The 22436-nt window shown below is 50.1% G+C and carries 16 protein-coding genes; 4 read left to right on the top strand and 12 right to left on the bottom strand.

Features of this window, described 5'->3' with window-relative positions:
- Nucleotides 1–37: 37 nt before the first annotated feature.
- The 3 genes from K331_RS0124300 to K331_RS0124290 form a co-directional block, all read right to left on the bottom strand.
- Nucleotides 38–775, bottom strand: a complete 738-nt coding sequence (locus K331_RS0124300) for a DUF1361 domain-containing protein (RefSeq protein ID WP_028592283.1) — start codon at nucleotides 773–775, stop codon at nucleotides 38–40.
- A 218-nt stretch (nucleotides 776–993) separates the two neighbouring features.
- Complete coding sequence (locus K331_RS0124295) at nucleotides 994–2187, bottom strand: MFS transporter (RefSeq protein ID WP_028592282.1); 1194 nt, start codon at nucleotides 2185–2187, stop codon at nucleotides 994–996.
- A gap of 147 nt (nucleotides 2188–2334) precedes the next feature.
- A complete protein-coding gene (locus K331_RS0124290; RefSeq protein ID WP_028592281.1) occupies nucleotides 2335–2712 on the bottom strand; it encodes a MerR family transcriptional regulator in 378 nt (125 codons plus the stop codon).
- Nucleotides 2713–2895: 183 nt separating this feature from the next.
- On the opposite strand from K331_RS0124290, the gene K331_RS0124285 reads away from it, so the two are divergent.
- Nucleotides 2896–3741 carry an SDR family oxidoreductase gene (locus K331_RS0124285; RefSeq protein WP_028592280.1) on the top strand — a complete coding sequence of 282 codons (846 nt, stop codon included), beginning with the start codon at nucleotides 2896–2898 and terminating at the stop codon, nucleotides 3739–3741.
- A gap of 183 nt (nucleotides 3742–3924) precedes the next feature.
- Here the strand turns inward: K331_RS0124285 and K331_RS0124280 are convergent, their stop codons facing one another.
- Nucleotides 3925–4248: an ArsR/SmtB family transcription factor gene (locus K331_RS0124280; RefSeq protein WP_028592279.1), complete on the bottom strand. Its 324-nt coding sequence runs from the start codon at nucleotides 4246–4248 to the stop codon at nucleotides 3925–3927.
- 136 nt (nucleotides 4249–4384) lie between these two features.
- On the opposite strand from K331_RS0124280, the gene K331_RS0124275 reads away from it, so the two are divergent.
- Nucleotides 4385–5791, top strand: a complete 1407-nt coding sequence (locus K331_RS0124275; RefSeq protein WP_028592278.1) for an MFS transporter — start codon at nucleotides 4385–4387, stop codon at nucleotides 5789–5791.
- A gap of 177 nt (nucleotides 5792–5968) precedes the next feature.
- On the opposite strand, the gene K331_RS30415 is transcribed toward K331_RS0124275, so the two are convergent.
- Both K331_RS30415 and K331_RS30410 read right to left on the bottom strand, forming a co-directional pair.
- Nucleotides 5969–8674, bottom strand: a complete 2706-nt coding sequence (locus K331_RS30415) for a beta-mannosidase (protein WP_036635708.1) — start codon at nucleotides 8672–8674, stop codon at nucleotides 5969–5971.
- A gap of 264 nt (nucleotides 8675–8938) precedes the next feature.
- A complete protein-coding gene (locus K331_RS30410) occupies nucleotides 8939–10018 on the bottom strand; it encodes a LacI family DNA-binding transcriptional regulator (protein ID WP_036635706.1) in 1080 nt (359 codons plus the stop codon).
- Nucleotides 10019–10207: 189 nt separating this feature from the next.
- Here K331_RS30410 and K331_RS0124260 point away from each other — a divergent pair, with 189 nt between their 5' ends.
- Nucleotides 10208–11899, top strand: coding sequence for an ABC transporter substrate-binding protein (locus tag K331_RS0124260; protein ID WP_028592277.1), 1692 nt, complete (start codon nucleotides 10208–10210; stop codon nucleotides 11897–11899).
- Nucleotides 11900–12625: 726 nt separating this feature from the next.
- Here K331_RS0124260 and K331_RS0124250 read toward each other — a convergent pair.
- The 4 genes from K331_RS0124250 to K331_RS0124235 form a co-directional block, all read right to left on the bottom strand.
- Nucleotides 12626–13252 carry a hypothetical protein gene (locus K331_RS0124250; RefSeq protein ID WP_028592275.1) on the bottom strand — a complete coding sequence of 209 codons (627 nt, stop codon included), beginning with the start codon at nucleotides 13250–13252 and terminating at the stop codon, nucleotides 12626–12628.
- Nucleotides 13253–13569: 317 nt separating this feature from the next.
- Nucleotides 13570–15876: a class I SAM-dependent methyltransferase gene (locus K331_RS0124245; RefSeq protein ID WP_028592274.1), complete on the bottom strand. Its 2307-nt coding sequence runs from the start codon at nucleotides 15874–15876 to the stop codon at nucleotides 13570–13572.
- 18 nt (nucleotides 15877–15894) lie between these two features.
- A complete protein-coding gene (locus tag K331_RS0124240) occupies nucleotides 15895–16380 on the bottom strand; it encodes an NUDIX hydrolase (RefSeq protein ID WP_028592273.1) in 486 nt (161 codons plus the stop codon).
- An 85-nt stretch (nucleotides 16381–16465) separates the two neighbouring features.
- Entirely contained in the window at nucleotides 16466–17299 is an 834-nt protein-coding gene (locus K331_RS0124235; RefSeq protein ID WP_028592272.1) for a GNAT family N-acetyltransferase, read from the bottom strand.
- Between the two features lie 390 nt (nucleotides 17300–17689).
- Between K331_RS0124235 and K331_RS0124225 the strand changes: the two genes are divergently transcribed.
- Complete coding sequence (locus tag K331_RS0124225) at nucleotides 17690–18757, top strand: glycosyltransferase (RefSeq protein WP_404821526.1); 1068 nt, start codon at nucleotides 17690–17692, stop codon at nucleotides 18755–18757.
- 304 nt (nucleotides 18758–19061) lie between these two features.
- Here K331_RS0124225 and K331_RS0124220 read toward each other — a convergent pair whose 3' ends face one another.
- On the bottom strand, nucleotides 19062–19346 hold the full coding sequence (locus tag K331_RS0124220) for a DUF4183 domain-containing protein (RefSeq protein WP_028592270.1): 285 nt from the start codon (nucleotides 19344–19346) through the stop codon (nucleotides 19062–19064).
- Nucleotides 19347–19461: 115 nt separating this feature from the next.
- Entirely contained in the window at nucleotides 19462–21960 is a 2499-nt protein-coding gene (locus K331_RS30405) for a beta strand repeat-containing protein (protein ID WP_084165557.1), read from the bottom strand.
- Between the last annotated feature and the right edge of the window lie 476 nt (nucleotides 21961–22436).

Here is a 22436-nt window from a genome sequence, read left to right as displayed (position 1 = left end):
ATTAAACCAAACACTTCTTCACAAGCTTGCTACGCGGTCACAAATCCAATGAACGATGCTCCGTGGCCCGGCCACTATGGGATACCGCCCAAATGAACATATAGCATGTCACCAGGAACAGGAAAAACATCCCTGCACCACTCATAAAATGACTGGCTGCCTCTGCATCTGCCCAGAGACTGCTGATCTGTTGGTAGAGAAGCAGAGGATCCATGACCATATCCCACGTGTTCGCCCGCAGAAATCTTCCTAAATAAATCCCAATAGACGTCAGACCCAGCACAATGAAGGTGAACGTCCAACTGATCAGCACTCCATAGCTATGACGGACAAGCTGTCGTACCGATTCCAGCGAGAAGTAGCCGAGCATGATTCCACAGAAGCCCACTAACAACATGGGCAGCAGATGGCTCCAGAATGTAATCTGCATCCAGAAGCGCCCTTCCGCTACCCAAGGCTGCCTCACTACATGCAGCATATCCGTAATTAGATAAGGGGTATTAGGGTAAAAAAACAGCCAGATGGCTCCGGCAAGCGACAGATACACCGTACGCAGCAGCCCTTTACGAGAGGCATAGCCTACATCCAGCAATACAGCGAAGATGACCGGAATCAATGCCAGCAGCATATTCCACGACACGAATCGATATGCAGGTGCCCCGGAGGGAAGCTGCACCCGAATCGCCCACACCGTGCTCACCACTGCTACTAAGATGATGACCAGTAGGGCGCTCAGCTTTCGGGGGTAATTCATTGCTCTCAATTTTGCGTACATAGCTCCTCCTCTAACCTTTGCCGCAGAATGATAACAATAACTCGATTGTCTCACTCCCAGCCTTTCAATAGAACGCGATGCTTCGGACAGTGTACAACAATTGATCCTGTTCGACAACGCTTCCAGACCACTCCTCTTATCTTACCCCTGTCATGCAGCAACAAAAAACCGTAGGCTCCGAGTGACGGAGAATACGGTTGTTATTGTGTGTAGAATAATTATTTGCGGAGCGCGGATACGATCTCCCGTGAACGGTGAAGCTCCTTGTTCTTCGTTCCAAACACCACGACCAGCAGCATAACAACACCCAATGCAGCACTAATGACGCATGCCAGATTCATTAAATCAGGCCCACCAATATCCAGCAGGAAGCCGTTCAGCGCATTCCCCATAATTCCAGCAACGCCCACGAAGACCATGCTGAAAATACTTTGTCCAGTCGCCTGCATACTCTTGCCCGATACTCGTGCTACATATTCTACTGCCGCAATATAGAAGAAGCCAAAGGACAGTCCATGCAGCGTTTGTACCCCGATCATGACATAAGGATGCGGGAATACGATCTGAATGGCCCAACGCAGCATATATGCGATAGCAGCCAGCAGCATCGTACGCTCCAGTCCCATTCGCTTAATCACCTTCGAAGCAATCAACATGGACGGCACATTCGTAATGGCCGCGAGCATCATAGCGAGACCAGCCAGATTATCCGAGCCCCCAGCGATACGGAACGCCAGCACAAAATACGTATTAAAAGCCGTCAGCGTCTGGTTCAGCAAGAGCGAGCCAGCAAGGAAGAACAGGAATATACGGTTCCCAAGCAGCTCCTTAATCCCCTCTGTGAAAGATTTGCGCAGCGAATGATCCTCCTCCGCTTTGCGTGGCAGCAGGAGAGCAACTGCAGCCGCCAGCCCATTTAGCACCAGATAGGGAATCCAGATATTCGATACATCTGATAAAGACACGAGCCAGCCGCCAGCATAGCTCCCGATCGCAAAGCCGAGACTTGCCAGCAGCCGAATGCTGCCATACGTAACTCCCACCCGCTGGGCGGTTACTATGGCATAAGAGTCTGCAATCGGAGCCTGCGTAGCCGCAAAGACCGTAATAATACTATATACAAGCATAATAATCAGAAATGATTGGGATTGATAAAACAGCACCATGATGCCTGGCACCGCTACGCTAAGAATAAGGACAAGCCTCATCTGCTGATAACGGTCCGCGATCACTCCCCACACAGGCTGTGCAAAGATGGATACCAGCGTGCCAACCGCCATAATGACGCCCACATCACTGCTTGTCAGACCATTATTCACTAGCAGCAGCGTCAGATAGGGGCTGAATGATCCGCTAGCCAGTCCAATGAATAGGTAAAAGCTTCGTAATTTGTATAATTGACCGCTCTGCATAAGCTGTAAGCTTCCTCTCTGCAACCCACCGTTGTTTCTTGTTTGCTCCGAGACATCTTTTACCGAACAAGCTATGACGAATCAAGCTCCAAGCTTCCATTATACTCATTTTATACATATTGAAAAGGACCAGACTCACAGTCTGACCTAAGGCAGTTTGTCAAATCTATTTTGCTGAATGTCGATTAAAGCCAGCTTGTAGTTAAGTCTCTCCAACGCCTTCATTAAGAGCGATATTTGCTCCTCTACCTTGCTCTTCTGAAGTGATAGAATCTCCTTTCTTTCCTCCAATGTAGTGTTCTTGTCTTGATAAAGCTCCAAGTATTTTCTGATCTCGCTCAAAGATAAGCCCGTTGAACGCAGTGCCAGTACCGACTCGATCCAGTCAATGATGGAATCGTCAAATATGCGCATTCCGTTCATGTCTCGCTCAATTGGGGGGAGTACACCTTCTTTTTCGTAAAATCGCAGGGTATATGCGGAAATACCCGTTTTCTCCGAAACTTCCTTAACAGTATAAGCCATAAGTGTTCTCCACCGCCTACCTATATTAGAGTTACTCTAACTCAGATTAGTGATTTACACGTTATCTTGTCAAATAAATCTTCGATTATCATTGTTTTATTTGAGGGGCTTGACTTAGAGTTTCTCTAATCTTCTATGCTATAACCAGAATCCATACATGCTGATGACGAAGGAGAGATTTCTATGACTAAAACTGTGTTGATTACTGGATGCTCGACAGGCTTGGGAAATACCACAGCCAAAAAATTTGCTAATGAGGGATGGAATGTTGTAGCGACAATGCGCAGGCCTGATGGGCATCTAACTGCAGAGTATCCCGAGCGGTTAATCGAAGCTGTGCTCGATGTTACAGACCACGCAAGCATTGAGGCTGCGATGGTGGCAGGGATAGAGCGGTTTGGCCGACTTGACGCTGTAGTGAACAATGCTGGAATCAGCGTCGCAGCTATTTTTGAAGCCACCCCCATGGAGGTTGCCCGTCAGATTTTCGAAACCAATGTATTTGGCGTTATGAATGTCATTAAGGCTATTATCCCACATTTTCACGAGCAAGGGGGCGGAACTATTGTGAACATCAGTTCCAGCATCGGTTATGCGCCAGCTCCGTTGCTTGCAGTCTATTCCGCAACCAAGCATGCGGTTGAAGGACTGTCAGAATCCCTGTCCTACGAGCTTGAATCGCAGAATATCGCTATCAAGTTGGTCGAACCGGGATATATGCGGACTACGAACTTCTCGGCAAGCTCCACCGCCACCCTGAACATTCCTATTCCGCCTTCTTACCAATTCTACTTTGACCAATTAATGCAGAATATGATTAACTATCCATTTGATTTTGCAAATGAGAATGGGGTCGCCGAGCAGGTGTATGTCGCCACCTGTGACCAATCGGATCGTCTGCGCTTTGTCGCAGGTCCAGATGCAGAAGAGATGGCCCGACTGAGATGGACCGAGACGGAGGAAACGTATTTAAGCGCCATGCGGGGTCTAATGGGGCACATGACTTGGCGGGAATCGCTCGAGAAGTAGAAAAATAAACGACGGAAGAGCCCAGATTGGGCCCTTCCGTCGTTTTTTCGCTGAGAATGGTTAATATAGATATTTCCTACTAGAAATGAACCGATCAAAGAGGAGTACAATTCTTAGTTTTCATAACATCAAAGCACGACCAATAATAGGTTACTAGTAGTCAGCTTCCCAAGTAATAAGTATCTATTCTGCGCTACTCAGCGTAGCCTCATAGGAATCCAGTATGGTGCTCAGCACACCTGGAAATCGGACTTCCAGATCTTCCGCACGCAAGGAAATGAAGCGCTGGGTGCCCTGAATACGTGTGCGGACAATCCCCGCTTCACGCAATGTACGCAGGTGGTGGGAGAGCGTCGACTTGGCAATAGGTACAGTGAAGCTGTTGCAGGCCTGCTCACCATTCTGCCGGATATCACGGACGACACTCAGACGGATTGGATCGCTCAAGGCATATAGTACGGTGGACAACACTAGGTCCTCCCGCGACGGATGATGGAGCTGCTTCATAATCATACTTCTCCTTATTTGTGATTAAGAGAAACGCTTACTTCACTTCCACATTGAATTTTAGCGGATTCCATGATATATTTCAAATGTTCGATAACTATAGAACAATAAAATAAAGAAAAAGAGTGGTGAGACTGTGAACTCGGTTCCAACAGACAACACAATTACAGAACAACAAGCAGCATCGGAAAGCGGCCTTCCACGTGAAGGATTGCTGACTCTATTGCTCGGGTTCGCTGTCATACTTGTCATTATGAACACAGCCATGTTCAACCTGGCCCTACCTGATCTGACGAAGGCCTTCAGCCTCACGTCCACGATTACCTCGCTAATCGTGACTGGCTATTCGATTACCTTTGCAATCTCCTCTATTACATTCAGTCGCCTGTCCGACTTTCTACCATTGCGTTGGCTGATGACGATTGGACTGCTGACTATCGGGGTTGCTTCGATTGCGGGATTATTTGCCACGAGCTTCTGGCTTGTGCTCGCAGTGCGAATTATTCAGGCTATGGGAGCTGGAGCCATCATCTCCTTATCCATGGTACTGTTCACACGCTACATTCCGCTCTCACGTCGAGGCAAAATGATGGCAGCCATCATGTCGTCGGTATCCCTTGGTCTGGGTCTTGGCCCGGTCGCAGGCGGTGCCATTGTGGAATTTATGGGCTGGCGATATCTATTCGGTGTTACCGCCTTAATTCTGATCGTGCTCGTCTTCCTGTACCCTCTGCTTCCCAAGGAAAAGCCGGCACGCGGCAAATTCGACGTCATTGGCGCATTGCTCGTCAGTGTTAGTACGACAGCCCTGTTGCTGTTCCTGACCAATAAATCCTGGCTTATGCTGCTTGTGGGTGCACTCGGTCTTGTACTGTTCATATTCCGCATTCGCCGGACACCAGAGCCGTTCGTTCAGCCAGCCTTGTTCGCCCAGAATAACTATATGCTGCTGATCGTCATCGGGATTACCTCCTATCTGTGCAGCTTCGCGACCCTGTTCCTGATACCGCAGATTCTGGTGCATCATTATGAGATGACCGCGAGTCACGCCGGATTCATCATTTTCCCGGGATCATTGCTGGCAGTTATCGTATCGCGCAAGGTCGGCTCAATCATTGACCAATACGGAAATGCAGCCATTCTAAGATATGCACCATTTGTCATATTGACCGCGGTGCTGCTGTTCGCACTCTTTGCAGGACATTCCTGGCTGTCGATCCTGTTCGTGTATATGGTAATGAGCTTGGGCTTCACCATGCTCTCAAGCAGTGTATCCAATGAGATTTCACGGATTCTGCCGGGATCGCAGATTGGTTCTGGTATGGGACTGTTTCAGTTACTGCAATTTTTCTCAGGTGCATTCAGCGTAGCATTGGCCTCCAGTGCCCTGGAATGGCAGCATCATCTGAGCTTGTCCACAGCGTTCTCCAACATCTTCTGGGGTCTACTGCTGATGGCGATCCTGTCTGTGGTTGCTTCCTACCGATATATGCAAAATGTAACTGCTTCACTCCGTTGCTCCCGCAGCTCGCTTGAAGCATAGAATGCGTACCTTGACCAGATCAAATGTGAGTATAGAGCCACTTCAAGCGGGGAGCAAATGAATCAAATATAGGCCTCGCGCGTAAAATTGCACAAGCGGCCATCCAGACGCTCCTTCAGAAGATATCTGAAGACAGCGCAGGATGGCCGCTTGTACTATATTCGGGTCTTTGGAGTGTTACTTTATAGAGTGAACGGGCTGAATAAGGTCATTCAGCGAATACACCGTGAGCTGCGGCATCTGCCCTTCTTGCACTGTAGCTTGCTTCTGCTCCTGCTTCTGCCCCTGTCCCCTGTCCACAGAGTAACCCTGAGGAACCGCTCGTGGTCTGAAGCCAACGAGCTTGGTCTCTCCTGGGAGCAGATCGAAGTTATTATCTGTGAAGACGCCATCCACCTCGGCAGACAGCCAGACATATTTAGCCAAGACATCTGTCTGCACGCTGAACCAGTGAACATCGACTTCCCCCCACTGTGCCGAAGTGAGCGTTACATCGGTCGAAAGGCGTGGATTATCAGGCTGATCCGATGGTACAACCACCTCACGAACCGTAATCTCTGGAGCAGGTAACAGAGTAGACTGTAATGCGGCAAGCAGCTGCTCGCGGCGATCCAATACGGTGCCGTCCTGCTCCAATGCCGCAACGAGCACATATTCGACCGCACTTCGGCCCTGCAGCAGTTCAGGAATGGACAGAGTGCTAGCCACAGTCGCTCCCAGCTTCGGAATCTCTACAGATTGTGTCCATTCCTCGACCAAGCCGTCGCAAATGTGGTAGAGAGCTACACGTAGTGTCCCTTCCAGAGACTCAAGCGTATCATTAATCAGATGGATGGAAATGGTGTTAGGGTGCTGATCTTCAGCCTGCTCTGACTCCTCTGTTAGTAGCTCGATAGATAGCATGATGTCCTTGAAGGAACGCTTGATTGTATATTGAGCTGCCTTCCAGCGACCGTAGTAATCTATGCTTGCCCAGGAAGCGACCGGCCAGCAATCGTTCATCTGCCAATACAGCGTCCCCATACAATAGGGCTTGCGGCGTCGATGCGCTTCAATGGCCATTCCCATGGCATCAGCCTGCAGAATCTGACTCATATGCATGAAGGACACGAAGTCGCGCGGCTCCTGCATATAACGATCCATGTAGGTCTTGATGAGCTGATTACCTCTGCCGTTCTTCTGATGGGCAAGCATCACCTCGGATTCCAGCGCAAGCTCGTGCTCCTCCGCATAGGTACGAACCGTTCGATAGTCAGGAAAAGACTGAAATCCATACTCACTCATAAATCTGCCTACATATTTACTGTAGTTCTCAAAAGGCTCTGAATTGTGCCACACTCCCCAATAATGAATGTCGCCTTCGGTGGAATCATTTCTCGTATGTTGTCTGTCATCACCAGTCAGGTCAACCAGGGGTGAGGATGGCCAGTACGGGATCTCCGGCATGAGCTCCTGCACCCGATCTGGTAGTATTTGATGGAACACAGCCTCATAATCTGCCCAGAGCTGCTCCCGCTGCTCGTGAGTGAACGACTGCTTCCAGCCCCAGCCGCGTTCCTCCACATAATGTGACCAGGCCGAATCAATTTCATTATTGCCACACCATAGAGCGATGGATGGATGATGACGTAGACGCCGGAGCTGATCGGCTGCCTCTTGCTTCACACTATGGAGAAAACGCTCATCTCCCGGATACATGGAGCAGGCGAACATGAAATCCTGCCAGACCAAAATGCCATGCTCATCACACAGGTCATAGAATACCTCTGCTTCATATATGCCCCCACCCCAGACGCGCAGCATGTTCATATTGGACTCCACAGCGGAACGAATCTCATGCAAATAACGATCCGAAGTGACCTCCGTTACGAAGCTGTCGTTAGGAATGTGGTTAGCGCCTTTGCAGAAGACCGGGATTCCGTTCAGCTCCAGATAAAAGCTCGCTCCTGCCTCATCCCGCTCGCGAACCAGACGAACGGATCTGAGTCCCGTGCGCACCTCATGATCGCACAGCAGCTCGGTACCTTGCTTCAGTGTTGCCCTGAAAGTATGTAGCTTCGCCTCGCCCAGACCTCTGCTCCACCATAGCTCGGGCTCCTGAATATCCATCGGCAGCTCCAGTACGTGCTGGCCCGGAGTCAGATTCACCTCCATAGACCATTCCCCGCCTGCACCACTTACCAACAGCTGTCCCGCAACAGCTTCCGTACAGGCTACCTCCATCAGTGCCGTCAGCTTCGCCTCTGCTGCCGTGACCTCATCCTGACGAATACAGAAATCCGTCAAGGAAGCAATAGACCAGCCCTCCAGTCGCACCTCACGCCAAATACCGCTGGTGACGAAGCGTGGCCCCCAATCCCAGCCATAATGGTACGGAGCCTTGCGGGCAAAGACGCTAACCTTCCTGCTACCAAGCTCCCCTAGCTCAGATTGATCATTCGGCGCAGGCAGCTCGTATCCCAGCTTCTCCAGCTTGGGCAGATCCTCTTGGATTGGAGAGCGAAATCGCACAAGCAGCGCATTTTCACCAGGTGTCAGATATGAACGAATATCTACCCTCCAGATTCTGAACATGTTATCGGCCGTCAGCACCTGCTGGCCATTCACGTAGACATTCGCATAGGTATCCAGTCCTTCAAATACAAGCTCAAGCACATCCAGCTGCAACCAATCCGAATCTACATGAAGAGTTGCTGCATATTCCCAATCCTGCTTATCCACCCACTGCAGTCTGTGCTCATTGGTCCCATAGAATGGATCATCGATTCGTCCACTCAGGAGCAAGTCCGTATGCACACACCCGGGAACCCGGGCTGGAAGCCAATGCTCCTCATCAGCGCTCTTGAAGCTCCATGCCGTAAGATTATGGATTATTTTATTCATAAGTAACCTCCCGAATCTGAAAATGACGTTGGAGAACTAAGTCCAATTGGATAACAAAAGGATAACAACCATACTCAAGCAAGCGTATTCAAAAATAACTTTTAGGATAATTACATAACAAATTATAACTGACGTTATCCAAAGATCAATACCAGATAAAGAAAAAAGCCCGGATACGACATGCACAACCATGCCTACCCAAGCTAATCACATCGAACAGATCCAGCCATTTCCTACGACACCTCTGTAGGCATCCATATATCGCTATGTGGAACGCACTGACGGCATATATGTATCCCTCAGCACCAGCTCTGCGTAGATTGACTTACGTTCAGGCGCTGAAGCCGAATTCAGAATACGCCACAATAACTGATCTACCGCCCGCTTGCCTAGCAGCTCCTGATCCACCTTGACGGTAGCCGCTAGCGGAAGCTCCATATGAGTATGGTCGAAGCCCGTCACGCCGCACATGGCAGGGGCATCTACACCGCGCTCCTCTAGAATGCCCAGGACAAGCTGGGCTGTCACATCGTTAACACAGACGAAGAGCTCAGGTAATTGATCAAGCGGCAACGTTCGCAGACCCTCCTCCAGACTGGTATCACCTAACCCCAGCAGGCTCTCTTTTTGAATAAGTGGGGTACCCGATGTATCAATCGCACCATGTGCACCGAACATGCCATGCACACCCACGATCCCCTGCTGCTCCAGCACCATACGGTAAGCCAACCAGCGCTCGTAGAAGCTCGGAGCCTCCTGAATGCGACCCACGAACTGTAAGCTGCGATAACCCCGAGAAAGTATGGCACGTACCAGCTCTCCCATTCCGCTTGTATTGTCAGTGAATATCGTATCCGCCCGCACGGTCGGGTCCAGATGGTCCACCAGTACTAACGGAATGTCCATGCGGCTAATGCTCAGCAGAATGCTCGTGGATACGGTACCGACCGTAATAATGCCGCGGATTGCCTCCGGATTCAGTAGCGTGAACATATCCTCCGAGGTCGGCTCCGTCAGCGTCAGAACGTCTAGCCCCTTTTGGTTCAGCCGCTGCGAGATCCCCTCAAAGATCGGGCCCCAGTATCGGGACTCCCTGTTCTGATGTCGAATATTCGGAAATAAAATCATTACTGTTCCCTGCCAACCTCCGGTCAGCTCATCCTTCAATTCGATACGCCCTGTTCTGCCCTCGCTCCGAAAATAGCCCATTTGCCCGGCCAGATTCACGATTGTAGCCCTCGTCTCCTCACTGACTCCTGACTTGCCTGCGAGAGCTCTTGATACAGCGAATTTCGACACTCCTGCAGTGTCGGCTATTTCCTGTAGTGTCACTTTTTTGCGCATTATATCACCTGTCCTGATTCACGATTGCATATGTACTCATAACTTGCTTCATGGTAGCATATTTTTCTTACAAGTACCAAACAAGTTTGCAAACAATCCCTTGACTGTTAGGTTATTTTTATTTACAATACCCTTGTTGAAAGCACTTACATTGTATTTATTAACAATATCATATGAGGGGGAACAAGCATGGGCAAATCGACAACCTGGCGTTATCTAGCCGTCATGCTGGTGTCAGCAAGCTTGCTGGTAGGCACCGCTTGCAGTAACGGCAGCAACTCTTCTGCTGTAGAGGACGATCCAAATGATACAAGTCCGTTGACACTTACTTACTTCAGTGGCGAAGCTAATCCGAACTGGAACAATATGAAGGATGCTATTGGTCAGGAGTTTACTCGCAAGACTGGCGTCACCGTGCAAGCAGAGTTTGCTGTGAATGGTAGCGGTCAGGACAAATTCGCCCTGATGGCCGCCAGTGGAGATTATCCAGATATCGTATACCCTAAAGACAATGTAGGCAAGCTGGTCGATGCAGGAGCCCTTATTGACCTGACCGATCTGATTGAGGAGCATGCTCCGAATATCAAGAGGGTATATGGAGATTATTTTAACCGGATCAAATATAGTCTGGACGATCCTGCCATCTACACCATCCCCACAAATATGGGTGTGGATACGGTAGCCTTTGACGCTACTGGAGGTTTCGAGATTCAGCATCAGGCCTTGGAGAAGCTCGGATATCCCAAGATTAGAACCGTCAAGGATTTCGAGAATGCACTGCGAGCCTATGTCGAAAAATATCCCACCACCAACGGACAGCCTACGATCCCCCTGACGCTGGATGCTGATGATTGGAAGATCATGATTACCGTCACCAACCCTGCGGTCCAGACTACAGGTGCCCCTAACGACGGTGAATATTACATTGACCCCGAGACCTACGAAGCTAAACTGCACTACCGTCGCGCAGAAGAGCGTGAATACTTCCGCTGGCTGAATCATATGTACAACGAAGGCTTGCTCGACAAAGAGACCTTCGTACAGAAGAGCGATCAATATAAATCCAAGATTGCCAGTGGCCGCGTCATCGGCCTAATTGATTGGGAATGGAACTATCAGGATGCTGAGAATTCTTTGAAGGCTGCAGGCCTTGAGGAGCATACGTATGCTCACTTTCCTGTGACACTCACAGAGGAATATGATGACCCTTCCTTCCAATCCATTGGCTTCGATACAGCTTATGGCATCGGCATTACGACCAGCAACAAGAACCCAGTCCGTACTATTAAATTTCTCGATTTCCTGTCCTCTGACGAAGGCCAAATACTGCGGCAATGGGGTATAGAGGGGCAGCATTATAATGTCGTAGACGGCAAGCGTGTCATTCCACCAGACGTACAGGAACGGAAGAACAATGACAATCTGAACTTCCAGAAGGAGACCGGCATCGGACTGTACTGGAGCTGGGGTGCACAGTATGGCGACGGGATTAAGGACCCTACTGGCAACTACTACACGACGAATTATCCTGAGCTGATCACAGCTAATTATAGTGAAGCCGAGAAAAAGTCACTCAAGGCCTACAACGCTACTACCTGGAAAGACCTGTTCAAGACCGAAAAGGATTTCCCTGTCAAGGAATGGGGAGCTGCCTACAACATGCCTGTTCCTACCGATACTGACTACAATGTCATTTATCAGAAAGCGCAGGATATTATGAAGAAACGTATTCCCGAAGCGATCCTTGCACCACGGGACAAATTTGACGAGGTATACGACACCATGCTGAAGGAGTTCGATAATGCGGGTGTGCCGAAGGCTGAGGCTACCTACACCGAGCTGATCAAGAATCGTCTCAAGCTATGGAATGGTGAGGAGTAGCTAGAGCTGTATGTGTTTCAAGTAAATTACCTTATGCCATCAACGAAGAGCCGCACGGTTGCAGAAGGCCGAGTCGTAACCCCAGCTGTGGACACTCTTATAGCAAAGCTTTAGTAACCAACAGATGGCTTCTGAATTCATCAGGAGTCATCTGTTTTTTTGCCGACTAGTCATATCCTGAGCTGGAGCAGCCATCAACCTATGATTATAGACCTATTTCTATTAGGCTCTAAGCTTGCTGTGACTCTTTTTTACATTTTTCACCTAACAAGCTATACGATAACAATGAGCCAGAAAGCATCAAAAATATCTTAATATTTGAAGCTGGATTTTCTATGAATGAATAAACCATAACCAGTAGAGAAGGTATAAAAGCAAAAAGAAATATATCTTTTTTGAACGTGAATTTCAGGTTCTTCATGAATATCAATGAAAAATATGCCCCTAGTACAAAATATAAAATGGCCTGATATGTTATATAGGGTTGGAATTTAAAGGTGATGGATCTTTGAAGCTCGAAATAATTATCAAGATAATTAAGACATTTCATGAAAAAATAAAAACCTATAATCCATATAAGCACTAATATTTTATTCATGAACCTCCTCCAATTCTGATGTTATATTTATACAATTTATTCACAATAGTATCACAACATAAATAAGAGGGGGGGAAATTGACAATAACTTGGCAAACAACAACTAGCCGAATGGGGTTCAATCACAGTTATAACACCGCAAGCTCGGCTAAAGCCTCCTCCTGGTTCCGCTCGGGATTCAACCTCGTGATGAGCTCTGCCGTAATCACTTGCCCTTCAAAAACGTCACGGACATCCTCGGCTTCCAGCTCCAGCTCATAGTAGTCGTTGGCCCAGTCCACGTAGGCCTCTGGTGTGTCGTACATCGTGGACAGCAGCCAAGACGCTCCTGAGTCTATGCCTTCCGGCACAATCACTGACCCTTCAGACCAGTTATTAGCACCCATCAGCCGCCAGTAACAAAAGGTGACCTCTTCTGGCTCCAATGCATCATCCTGCAGATGCTGCATTAATTCAGCCGGCATCCCGTCATACATCCCGGGCCACACGCCGTACTCTTCCTGCGCATGCGGACTGAGCTCGGATTCATGGTCAAAGCCTTTGATAATCGCGCCCTCAGGTGCAAAAATAACATACATATGATTGCCAGACCCGTCATCCACGTTAGCCAGTGATACCCCTTCTGCCCATGCGGGCTCATACGTGTAGTAGCGTAGCCACTCCTCATCGCACAGAATAATATCCAGCAGAGCTAGTACCCTCAGGTTAGCCTGCAATTCTTTGAGATTTATAGCTGCATCAGGTAGTGCTGTCATGTGCTGTCCTCCGCTCATCTCGCATATTTACTCACATTCTTGTTTCTTAGAATTATCTCATAATCTTCTTAGATTTTGATTTAAAAGTGATTAAACTTTCTTTAGATGCCCTTCTACTCTCTATTAGACTCTTCTTTTTCTTTTAGACACCTAATACTCTTATAGATACTGTCTCTTATTCTAGTACCTCGGGCCCTATCAAATGTAAGTATAGAGCCGCACCAAGTAGGAGGCTCTTTCGAAACCTATGGACACCTATTGAGACCTATCATGACCTGTCGACCGCTGTTAGGCTTCATGTTCTTTACGGTCGCCTCTCATTTCGCTGGTTTTTCGATAACCCACAGACAGGTACTGTCTGGCAACGGTACAGGGTTCCCCTTCTCGTCCGTTAGGATGATTCGCTCCTGAAGCGCCTCCGTATAGCCTGCCTGCAAATAATGCTCTGCTACCAAAATACCTGCCTCTTCCCCGAGGGTCTCATGAATGAACTTACGATAAGCGGACGGTGTCAGATAGCCGAATTGCTCCTGCACCTCGTGAACATAAGCCTCGGCACCCCAGGTATATGTATAGAGGAACTCCATCGCATCATTCACAAGCAGCTCCACCTCATCATCACCTAGCACCGTATATTCAATCTTCCTGCCTGCAAAATCCTTCGCATACCGCTCAAGCCAGCGTACACCATCAGCTTCCAGAAAACGAATACGTCTTCCCTGCTCCAGCGGCTCTGTCATGATGCCATCTCGAATGATGATCCTCCCACCTGGGGCAAGGACCCGGTACGCACTACGCAATGCATCGGCTACAGTAAGCAGGTTGAATTTGTGGCCGTCCCGCTCAATATAGGAATATAGCTCATGCAGTATGGATGAGAAAATGATCGTATCCACGCTTCCAGGCTCAATACTGCTCTCCAGTTGAAGCGCATCTCCCTTCATGACCTGCCACTTATGCCCCTCCAGCTGCTTCTTGCGCTCCAGTGCCTCAATGACATTCGTTGAAATATCAATCCCTACAGCCTGCACATCAGGCAACTCCTGCTCGATCAAGTCCAGCAGCACTCCACCGCCTGGTCCGATATCGAGTACGCGAGTCCCAGAAATGTAGTCCAGCATGACCCGCTTGTAGTCTACCGTCTGGTTCATGTCCGCGAGATAGCGCTCCTCGTTGTGGAAACGGTCATACGCATCTCGACGCAGATCAAACAAATCAAAGAGCAGCAATACAGCCTGCTCATAGAGCGGAGTCTTCTCTGCCTCAATACAAAATTCGATCAGCTTGTTGGCTGCGGGCGAGAATTCAAAGTTAACAAATACGGTGTCTGAGAGCGACGGAGGCTGCTTTAGCTGATAATGCAGGTGAGGATTGTCCGGCTGCTGCCCGTTCAGGATCTCCTCCCAGCTCAGTTCACGCAAAAATTTCTCGATCATGCGCTTCTTATACACATTAATGTGCTTCTGCCCTTTGTAATCGTAGTAGATCATGTTCATGAACAGCTCGAAGCTGATATGCCGAAGCTGTCGACTCCATCTGCCTATAAATTCATCTGCCCCATAAGCGCTGTTGTCCAATAATGCAGCCTCAGCTCCATGCCTATCATTAAGGGACACCGTATGCTCCTGCGACTGCGGCTTCGTTTCCAGTTCTGTCAATGCTAATCCCGTTGAGCCCGATACTGCTGAGTCACTTACAGCTGTGCCGAATCCTGCTGAATGGCGCAGCGCCAGCAGGAAGATCTTCACGACCTCCTCAAGAGAGAAATCCTGCAACGCGGATTCCACGTACCATAGTGTCTTGTCTTGCATATCCGCGAGAGCAGGAATAACACCTTCTATCTGTTCCAGTTGGGCAAATGCTTGACTAAACGCTTCGCCCCCTTCAATAGATGCACTCCGCAAACGCATGAGGCGCTCTCGAATCGTCCAAGCCACCTCACGCTCACCTGCTGCAATACTACAGATGAGCTGCTTCACTTCGGGCTGTACCCGCTCCCACAAAGCCAGATCCACTGCTCCAATGATACAAGCGTTTAGCGGAAGCAATACCGAATCCAGCTCATCCGCTGAGAGATACCCTTTCTCTACAAGTTCTATCAAAGGCTCATGGGCCGAGAAGGGAACCTCTCCCCGGATGTATTGACCAATCAGGCCATGAGTAGCGATCAGGCGCTCTACCACTATATCCTTAGTCTGGTCTGCTTCGATCAGATCAGGGATCCCCTCCCGCAGTCGCTGCGTAGCAGCACCCTCGCCTCGACCATACCGTGCATATAACTGGGCTGAACCCTCATTATGCACGAACAAATTGATGCCATGAGCTTGCCAGGCCAAGCGTTGGCGCAGTGTGCCGCCTTTCGCTGTCTCTGCCCAGATCAGCACCTGCTCTACCAATTCCTTGACCCAAAAGGACAGCTGCATCCCCTCAAGAAGACGTAGTGAACGCTCCACATAATCCAGCACCGGATTGACTTGCCCTTGCAGTTCCTCCAAGGATTCGATACGCTCATAGTTCACGACTCGCTCCTCAGCCGATGCCAGTAGCTGTAGCCAGCTATGTTGCCCCAACGATGCGGGATCTCCCGAACGGTAGGCAGCAATTGCCTTCAGTGACCGTAACATCTACTCATCCCCTCCCCTTCATTTCTCTCCGTCTAATATAGCGGCAATCAAGCGCTTCTGGTGGCTAGGTAGATCTTCAGGCAGATGCATCCTGTCGCAGAACATAGCCTCAGATATTTCGCTATTGGCCTGGAATGTCCCACCGGTCACGATGCCTCTATACACCAGTTCAACCCGTCCTGGCTTCGTGCTGTAGATCGCCCGCTCCAGTCGGGTAATCGTCACCTTGAATTGCGTCTCCTCCCATATTTCTCGCTCCAGCGCCTGCTCCGGCTTCTCCATCTCCATCCAGCCCCCCGGGATTCCCCAAGGCTCCTTGTCACGATACGTGTGCTTCAACAGCAGGACCTCTCCTGCATCATTCGTGATCACCCCAAGGACAGCAACGAGGAATTTATGCTGTGTCCGGTATACAATGGTATTCTTCAAGCCCTTCAGTGGCATGTGACGATACATATAGACCAGCCAGTCTCTTGGAATGCGTCGAATCAGTCGTGCCAGCATACAACACCTTCATTCATGTGGTTTCCCAATCCATTTTGAATATTACTAATTTTCAGATTGAATAGGCTCCGATTACATCCTGATTTTACAGCTCGGGCTGTACTCTATACCAATACGAATATAGATCCCGGAAGCCCATACTTTCATACAATTGCAGAGCAGGCCTGTTATCAGCCAGCACCTGCAAATAAGCATATTGTGCACCTTGAGAAGCTCCCCAGCACAATAGATGAAGCAGCAATTGACGCGCATGGCCGCGTCTGCGGAACACAGAATCAGTCCCGATCTCGTAGATTCCCAGACCTCCGCCAGCAACTACTCCAAGTCCACAGGCTACAGGGATTCCCTCCACATACAGCAACACATAACCTGCATTGAGACCCGAATGACGCAGCAGTCTCTGTTTTACCTCCAGATACTTGTCACTTAGCCCACTGAGACGTACAACCGTCTCTAGCCACAACGGATTCAATTCCTCGAATATCGTAACCTTGTATCCCGCAGCATCAAGACACTGGGCATGTGAGTGCCCTATATTTAGCAACGTGAGTGGCACAGGCCCAGCCAGATCCATGCTTTGCACACGAGACAGATCCGTCTGAACATAGCCACGGGCCTCAAGTACAGCATCTAGATTGGATGGCTCTGTATACGGTGTTATTTTGAATATGGTTGGCAAGCCAGCCTGCTGATAGTACTGCTCACATCGGTTTATTTTGTCATCTAAATGCTGTATGTCATTTATATGCTGTGTGTCATTTATACTCTGTGCGTCTGTCTTTGACCCGGCATACAACGGGCTTATGGAATTAGAGCGCTTCGTGTAGCCTCCAGCGAATCTGAGCAGCCATCCGTCTAGCTCCAGCTGCTTCAGCGCAGGCCAACTCTGCAAAGACTGTTCTTCTAAGAATTTATACACCTGAAATCCCCCATCCATTTCTGCAGCACTATGCATCATCCGTGAATAGACCCTGAACCACGCAACACATCGGCAAGAGAAGCATCATCGCTTCTATGCTGCTATGCAGAAGTCATAATCGGAAGTGCAAGTAGCCTATATAAAGAATTAATATACATTAATATGAATAATAATTCAAAATGGAAAAGAGTATTCTTTCCCATATTATACAGGTCCTCTGAATGCGTCGGCAAACTCCAGCTTTCGCACAGCAAAGGGAATAGGATGAGCTGCCCCATGAATATACATGCTGTAGCGGAGGCTATGCATGATTCCATTGTCAGGCTTATAGCGCTTGACCAACACTCGGTGCTCAGGGGGAGAATACGATTGCCAACCATTAGCCTATGTATGATCGTCAAAAATGAGGAAGAGGTGCTCGACGGCTGTCTCAGCTCTGTCGCGGACCTCGTGGACGAGATTGTCATTGTGGATACAGGGTCTGATGACCGGACCAAGGAAATTGCTGCACAATTTGGCGCCAAAATTGTGGATTTTGTCTGGAGAGATCATTTTGCGGATGCCCGGAATTTTGCCTTCGACCATGCCACCCAGGAGTACATTCTCTGGCTCGATGCAGACGATGAGCTGCTGGAGCCCGATCGGCTCAAGCTGCGGGCATTGAAGGAGAGCCTTCCTCCTTCTGTCGATGCTGTGTCAATGTTCTATAACACTGGCTTCAATTCCCAAGGGGAGGTCAGCTTCCAGTTCCGACGTCACCGACTGGTCAAGCGTGCCTGCAACTTCAGATGGTTCGGGGCCGTTCATGAGTATTTGCAGGTGGGCGGTAACATCTTCACCACCGACATTGCTATATCGCATCGCAAATTCAAGAAGACCGCTACGGAGCCTTCAGGTTCGGTTGGGCGTAATCTGCGCATCTATCAGCGGATGGCTACTGAGGGTAGAGAATTCACTCCGCGGGACTTGTTCTATTACGGCAATGAGCTGCGAGAGCATGGTCAGCACGAGAAGGCGTTGGAGATCTATGAGAAATTCCTTGCCACCAAGCAGGGCTGGATTGAGGATGAGATTCGAACCTGTCAGCATATGGCGGATTGCAAGGCTGCACTCGGGAACCAGGAAGAGGCCGTCCTGACGAGCATGCGTGCACTTCTCTATGATCGTCCACGGCCAGATGCGAGCTGCACGCTGGGAGATCATTTTATGCGCAAGCAGAAATATGCAGCCGCCATCTACTGGTATGAGCAGGCCTTATACTTTGAACACCGGGAATTACCCGGCTTTCACCACAAATCACTCACGACCTGGTATCCCTATCTTCAGCTCTGTGTCTGTCACTGGCAATTGGGAGACAAGGAAGCCTCCCGAAGCTGCAATGAGAAGGCTGCCAGCTATCATCCCGAGCATCCTAGCATTGTCTCTAATCAGAAGCTGTTCGAGGGGTCCGCTACCTAATCGCAGCGAGTGAAGGCAGACAGACACAGATAGTGATAAACCAACAGATACGGATACACAAGAGAATTATCCCGGCATCCGCCGAATGATACCCGTTTGTAGATTGTAAAAGCAGGTATATTTTAGATGATCTTACTTCAAATGAGATAGGGCTAGACACAAGTAAAACATGATTTAACGATTTCTTGAGGACAAAAGAAGAAGCTTCTAAGCGCATCAATTGGCTTAGAAGCTTCTTCGCTTTAATCCGAGCATAGCTTGCAGGTTGGATACTGAGCACAACCTGCTTTGTACTTAAACCATATCAGTTAACGACAATTTCTACCAGCAGCGGTGTGGCTGGATCAAGTGCATCACCACCAGGTATAGTGATCGTTGTCGTAGTGATGGTGGAAGTATCAGCTAATTGAGGGACACCATTGATAAAGAGAACGTAGTAAGAAAAGGTGGCTGGGAAAGCCGTTGCTGCTGTCCCGGCATCATTTGTGAAGCTAGTAGCAGCAATAGCGAACGTTGCACCTGTTCCAGTTCCATCACCGAACGTTGCTGCGAACTTTCTGGACGCCTGGAAGGGAGGAGTGATTGGCATTGTGGCTCACCTCCTTTCTCTCTACCAAATTATGCTTGGTAAATGAGAAAGGGACGGCGGAAGGATGAGATTAAAAGACTATTTTTATAGATTGATAGATAATTGACTTCTTTCTTTATGGAACAATAATGGCTGTGAAGCTAACGATCTCCAGAATAATCGGGGTGCCTGCAAAAAGAACCCCACCACCATTATTTAAAGATAATGTGGAGGAAATAACATTATAGAAGCTTCCCTCCTGTACAATGCCATTGATATATAGATTGTTGAAGCTGTTTGCTCCAAGTCCACTGAATGCTGCTGCAGGGGTCCCTGAATCATCCGTAAAGTCTGTTGCTGGAAAATCTACGATAGTCGATAAATCAACGTCACTCGTGAGAATAAGGAAGTATCTGAATGCTGTCGGAATAATGCTAATGCTAGTTACAGAGGGGCCTGTAGGTCCCGTAATGCCTGTGGCACCCGTTACTCCGGTTGCTCCAGTAATGCCTGTATCGCCCGTTGGACCTGTAGCTCCGGTTGCTCCCGTGATGCCTGTATCGCCCGTTGGACCTGTAGCTCCGGTGGATCCCGTGATTCCTGTATCGCCTGTTGGACCTGTAGCTCCGGTGGATCCCGTGATTCCTGGATCGCCCGTTGCCCCGGTTGCTCCAGTAGGTCCCGTGTTGCCCGTGGCACCCGTCGGTCCGGTTGCTCCCGTGGGTCCCGTGTTGCCTGTGGCACCCGTTGCTCCGGTTGCTCCAGTTGCTCCCGTACTACCTGTGACGCCTGTCGGTCCGGTTGCTCCTGTGGGTCCCGTGTTGCCTAGTTCGCCTGTCGCTCCGGTTGCTCCAGTAGGTCCCGTGTTGCCTGTGGCACCCGTCGGTCCGGTTGCTCCTGTTGCTCCCGTACTACCTGGATCGCCCGTTGGACCGGTAGCTCCGGTGGATCCCGTGTTGCCTGTGGCACCCGTCAGTCCGGTTGCTCCTGTGGGTCCCGTACTACCTGGATCGCCCGTTGGACCGGTAGCTCCAGTTGCTCCCGTACTACCTGGATCGCCCGTTGGACCGGTAGCTCCGGTGGATCCCGTGTTGCCTGTGGCACCCGTCAGTCCGGTTGCTCCTGTGGGTCCCGTACTACCTGGATCGCCCGTTGGACCGGTAGCTCCAGTTGCTCCCGTACTACCTGGATCGCCTGTTGGACCGGTAGCTCCGGTGGATCCCGTTATGCCTGGCTCGCCTGTCCGGCCGGTTGCTCCAGTAGGTCCTGTTGTGCCTGTGGCACCCGTCGGTCCGGTTGCTCCCGTGTTGCCTGTGGCACCCGTCAGTCCGGTTGCTCCCGTGAGTCCCGCACTGCCTGTGGCGCCCGTTATTCCGGTTGCTCCCGCGGGTCCCGTTATTCCGGTTGCTCCCGCGGGTCCCGTTATTCCGATTGCTCCCGCGGGTCCCGTTATTCCGATTGCTCCCGCGGGTCCCGTGTTACCTGGATCACCCGTTGCTCCGGTAGCTCCAGTTGGCCCCGTATTGCCGGGGGCGCCCGTCGCGCCTGTAGCTCCAGTAGGTCCCGTACTACCTGGATCGCCCGTTGCTCCAGTTGCTCCTGTGGATCCCGTACTACCTGGATCGCCCGTTGCTCCGGTCGCTCCTGTGGGTCCCGTGTTGCCTGCTTCGCCCGTCGGTCCTGTAGCTCCGCTGGGTCCCGTGATGCCTGTGACTCCCGTGGCTCCGGTGTCTCCTGTAGTTCCAGTGCTACCTGTTACACCCGTCGGTCCTGTAGCTCCAGTTGGGCCCGTGCTGCCCGCATCACCCGTTGCTCCGGTAGCTCCAGTTGGCCCCGTATTGCCGGGGGCGCCCGTCGCGCCTGTAGCTCCAGTAGGTCCCGTACTACCTGGATCGCCCGTTGCTCCAGTTGCTCCGGTGGATCCCGTGATGCCTGTGACGCCCGTTGAACCTGTAGCTCCGGTTGCTCCCGTACTACCTGCATCGCCCGTTGGACCTGTAGCTCCAGTGGATCCCGTATTGCCTGTGGCACCCGTCGGTCCGGTTGCTCCCGTATTGCCTGGCTCGCCTGTCGGCCCGGTAGCTCCAGTTGCTCCCGTACTACCTGGATCGCCCGTTGCTCCAGTTGCTCCCGTGTTGCCTGGGACGCCCGTTGGACCTGTAGCTCCGGTTGCTCCTGTGGGCCCCGTGTTGCCTGGGACGCCCGTCGGGCCGATTGCTCCCGTGAATCCCGTATTGCCTGTGGCACCCGTCGGGCCGGTTGCTCCCGTATTTCCTGGCTCGCCTGTCGGGCCGGTAGCTCCAGTTGCTCCCGTTGGCCCTCTTCTACCATGACATCCGTGTCGTCCGCGATGACCTTGCGGCCCTTGCAGACCCTTTTGTCGATGTGGCCCCGGGGGACAAGCAACAGCATTTCCGTCAAACTCTTCTATTGTGGTTTCTACCTTTATAGGGACTGTAATGAGATTTTTCCGGCGAATGGGCTTGCGCAATTTTCGAAGAGTAAATTTGCGAATCCCGTGCTTGAGCTCTTTCCTGCGCCTGCGGCAGCATACACGCGATGTTCTGTTTCTTTTTCTGAGGCTGCACTTCTTTTTGAGTCTCGGACTCTTCGTAATATTATTTTTCTTTCGCATATGGTCAGCTTTCCCCCCTCCATCTGTGGAATTAAATATTGTATACTATGTCATTCGACCACGTCCGGCGCCTATATAACTGGACAGAAAAATTGTATTTTCTTACATACATCCGCCTAAAGTTAATTTCGGCTTCCTTTTTTCCTCTTGCATTGTCTTTTTGACAACGCATCAGATTCACTGATGTTACGACCTGTCATGCTGCTCCCAGTCTCTGATAAGTGCTTTAATTAATTCACTTTCACTCACAGAATTTCTATACCCGCAGGTATTCAAGCTACGCAATGACTTAGCCTTTCCCACGACGAGACTTTCGCCAGTCAGAAGATACGTACTTAGTTGTGCACGCTGGACATTAAAAATGCCCCCCTCACGAAAACAGGATTATTATTTCACCTGTCTACCGTAAGGAGAGCATATCACGCTGGGATGCAGCCCTTTTCATTGTCATATGTACTGTGCACATGGTCTGCAGA

Source organism: Paenibacillus massiliensis subsp. panacisoli DSM 21345 (genome assembly GCF_000426545.1).
Lineage (GTDB): Bacteria > Bacillota > Bacilli > Paenibacillales > Paenibacillaceae > Paenibacillus > Paenibacillus panacisoli.
Note: the sequence above shows the minus strand (reverse complement) of the source record. Positions and strands in the feature narration are given on the sequence as shown.

What these genes read in the sequence shown, in the direction of transcription:
- K331_RS0124300 (WP_028592283.1), bottom strand. Translation starts at nt 775, where the DNA reads ATGTACGCAAAATTGAGAGCAATGAATTACCCCCGAAAGCTGAGCGCC.
- K331_RS0124295 (WP_028592282.1), bottom strand. Translation starts at nt 2,187, where the DNA reads ATGCAGAGCGGTCAATTATACAAATTACGAAGCTTTTACCTATTCATT.
- K331_RS0124240 (WP_028592273.1), bottom strand. Translation starts at nt 16,380, where the DNA reads ATGCTGGCACGACTGATTCGACGCATTCCAAGAGACTGGCTGGTCTAT.
- K331_RS0124225 (WP_404821526.1), top strand. Translation starts at nt 17,690, where the DNA reads ATGATCGTCAAAAATGAGGAAGAGGTGCTCGACGGCTGTCTCAGCTCT.
- K331_RS30410 (WP_036635706.1), bottom strand. Translation starts at nt 10,018, where the DNA reads ATGCGCAAAAAAGTGACACTACAGGAAATAGCCGACACTGCAGGAGTG.
- K331_RS0124280 (WP_028592279.1), bottom strand. Translation starts at nt 4,248, where the DNA reads ATGAAGCAGCTCCATCATCCGTCGCGGGAGGACCTAGTGTTGTCCACC.
- K331_RS0124250 (WP_028592275.1), bottom strand. Translation starts at nt 13,252, where the DNA reads ATGACAGCACTACCTGATGCAGCTATAAATCTCAAAGAATTGCAGGCT.
- K331_RS30405 (WP_084165557.1), bottom strand. Translation starts at nt 21,960, where the DNA reads ATGCGAAAGAAAAATAATATTACGAAGAGTCCGAGACTCAAAAAGAAG.
- K331_RS0124220 (WP_028592270.1), bottom strand. Translation starts at nt 19,346, where the DNA reads ATGCCAATCACTCCTCCCTTCCAGGCGTCCAGAAAGTTCGCAGCAACG.
- K331_RS0124290 (WP_028592281.1), bottom strand. Translation starts at nt 2,712, where the DNA reads ATGGCTTATACTGTTAAGGAAGTTTCGGAGAAAACGGGTATTTCCGCA.
- K331_RS30415 (WP_036635708.1), bottom strand. Translation starts at nt 8,674, where the DNA reads ATGAATAAAATAATCCATAATCTTACGGCATGGAGCTTCAAGAGCGCT.
- K331_RS0124285 (WP_028592280.1), top strand. Translation starts at nt 2,896, where the DNA reads ATGACTAAAACTGTGTTGATTACTGGATGCTCGACAGGCTTGGGAAAT.
- K331_RS0124260 (WP_028592277.1), top strand. Translation starts at nt 10,208, where the DNA reads ATGGGCAAATCGACAACCTGGCGTTATCTAGCCGTCATGCTGGTGTCA.
- K331_RS0124245 (WP_028592274.1), bottom strand. Translation starts at nt 15,876, where the DNA reads ATGTTACGGTCACTGAAGGCAATTGCTGCCTACCGTTCGGGAGATCCC.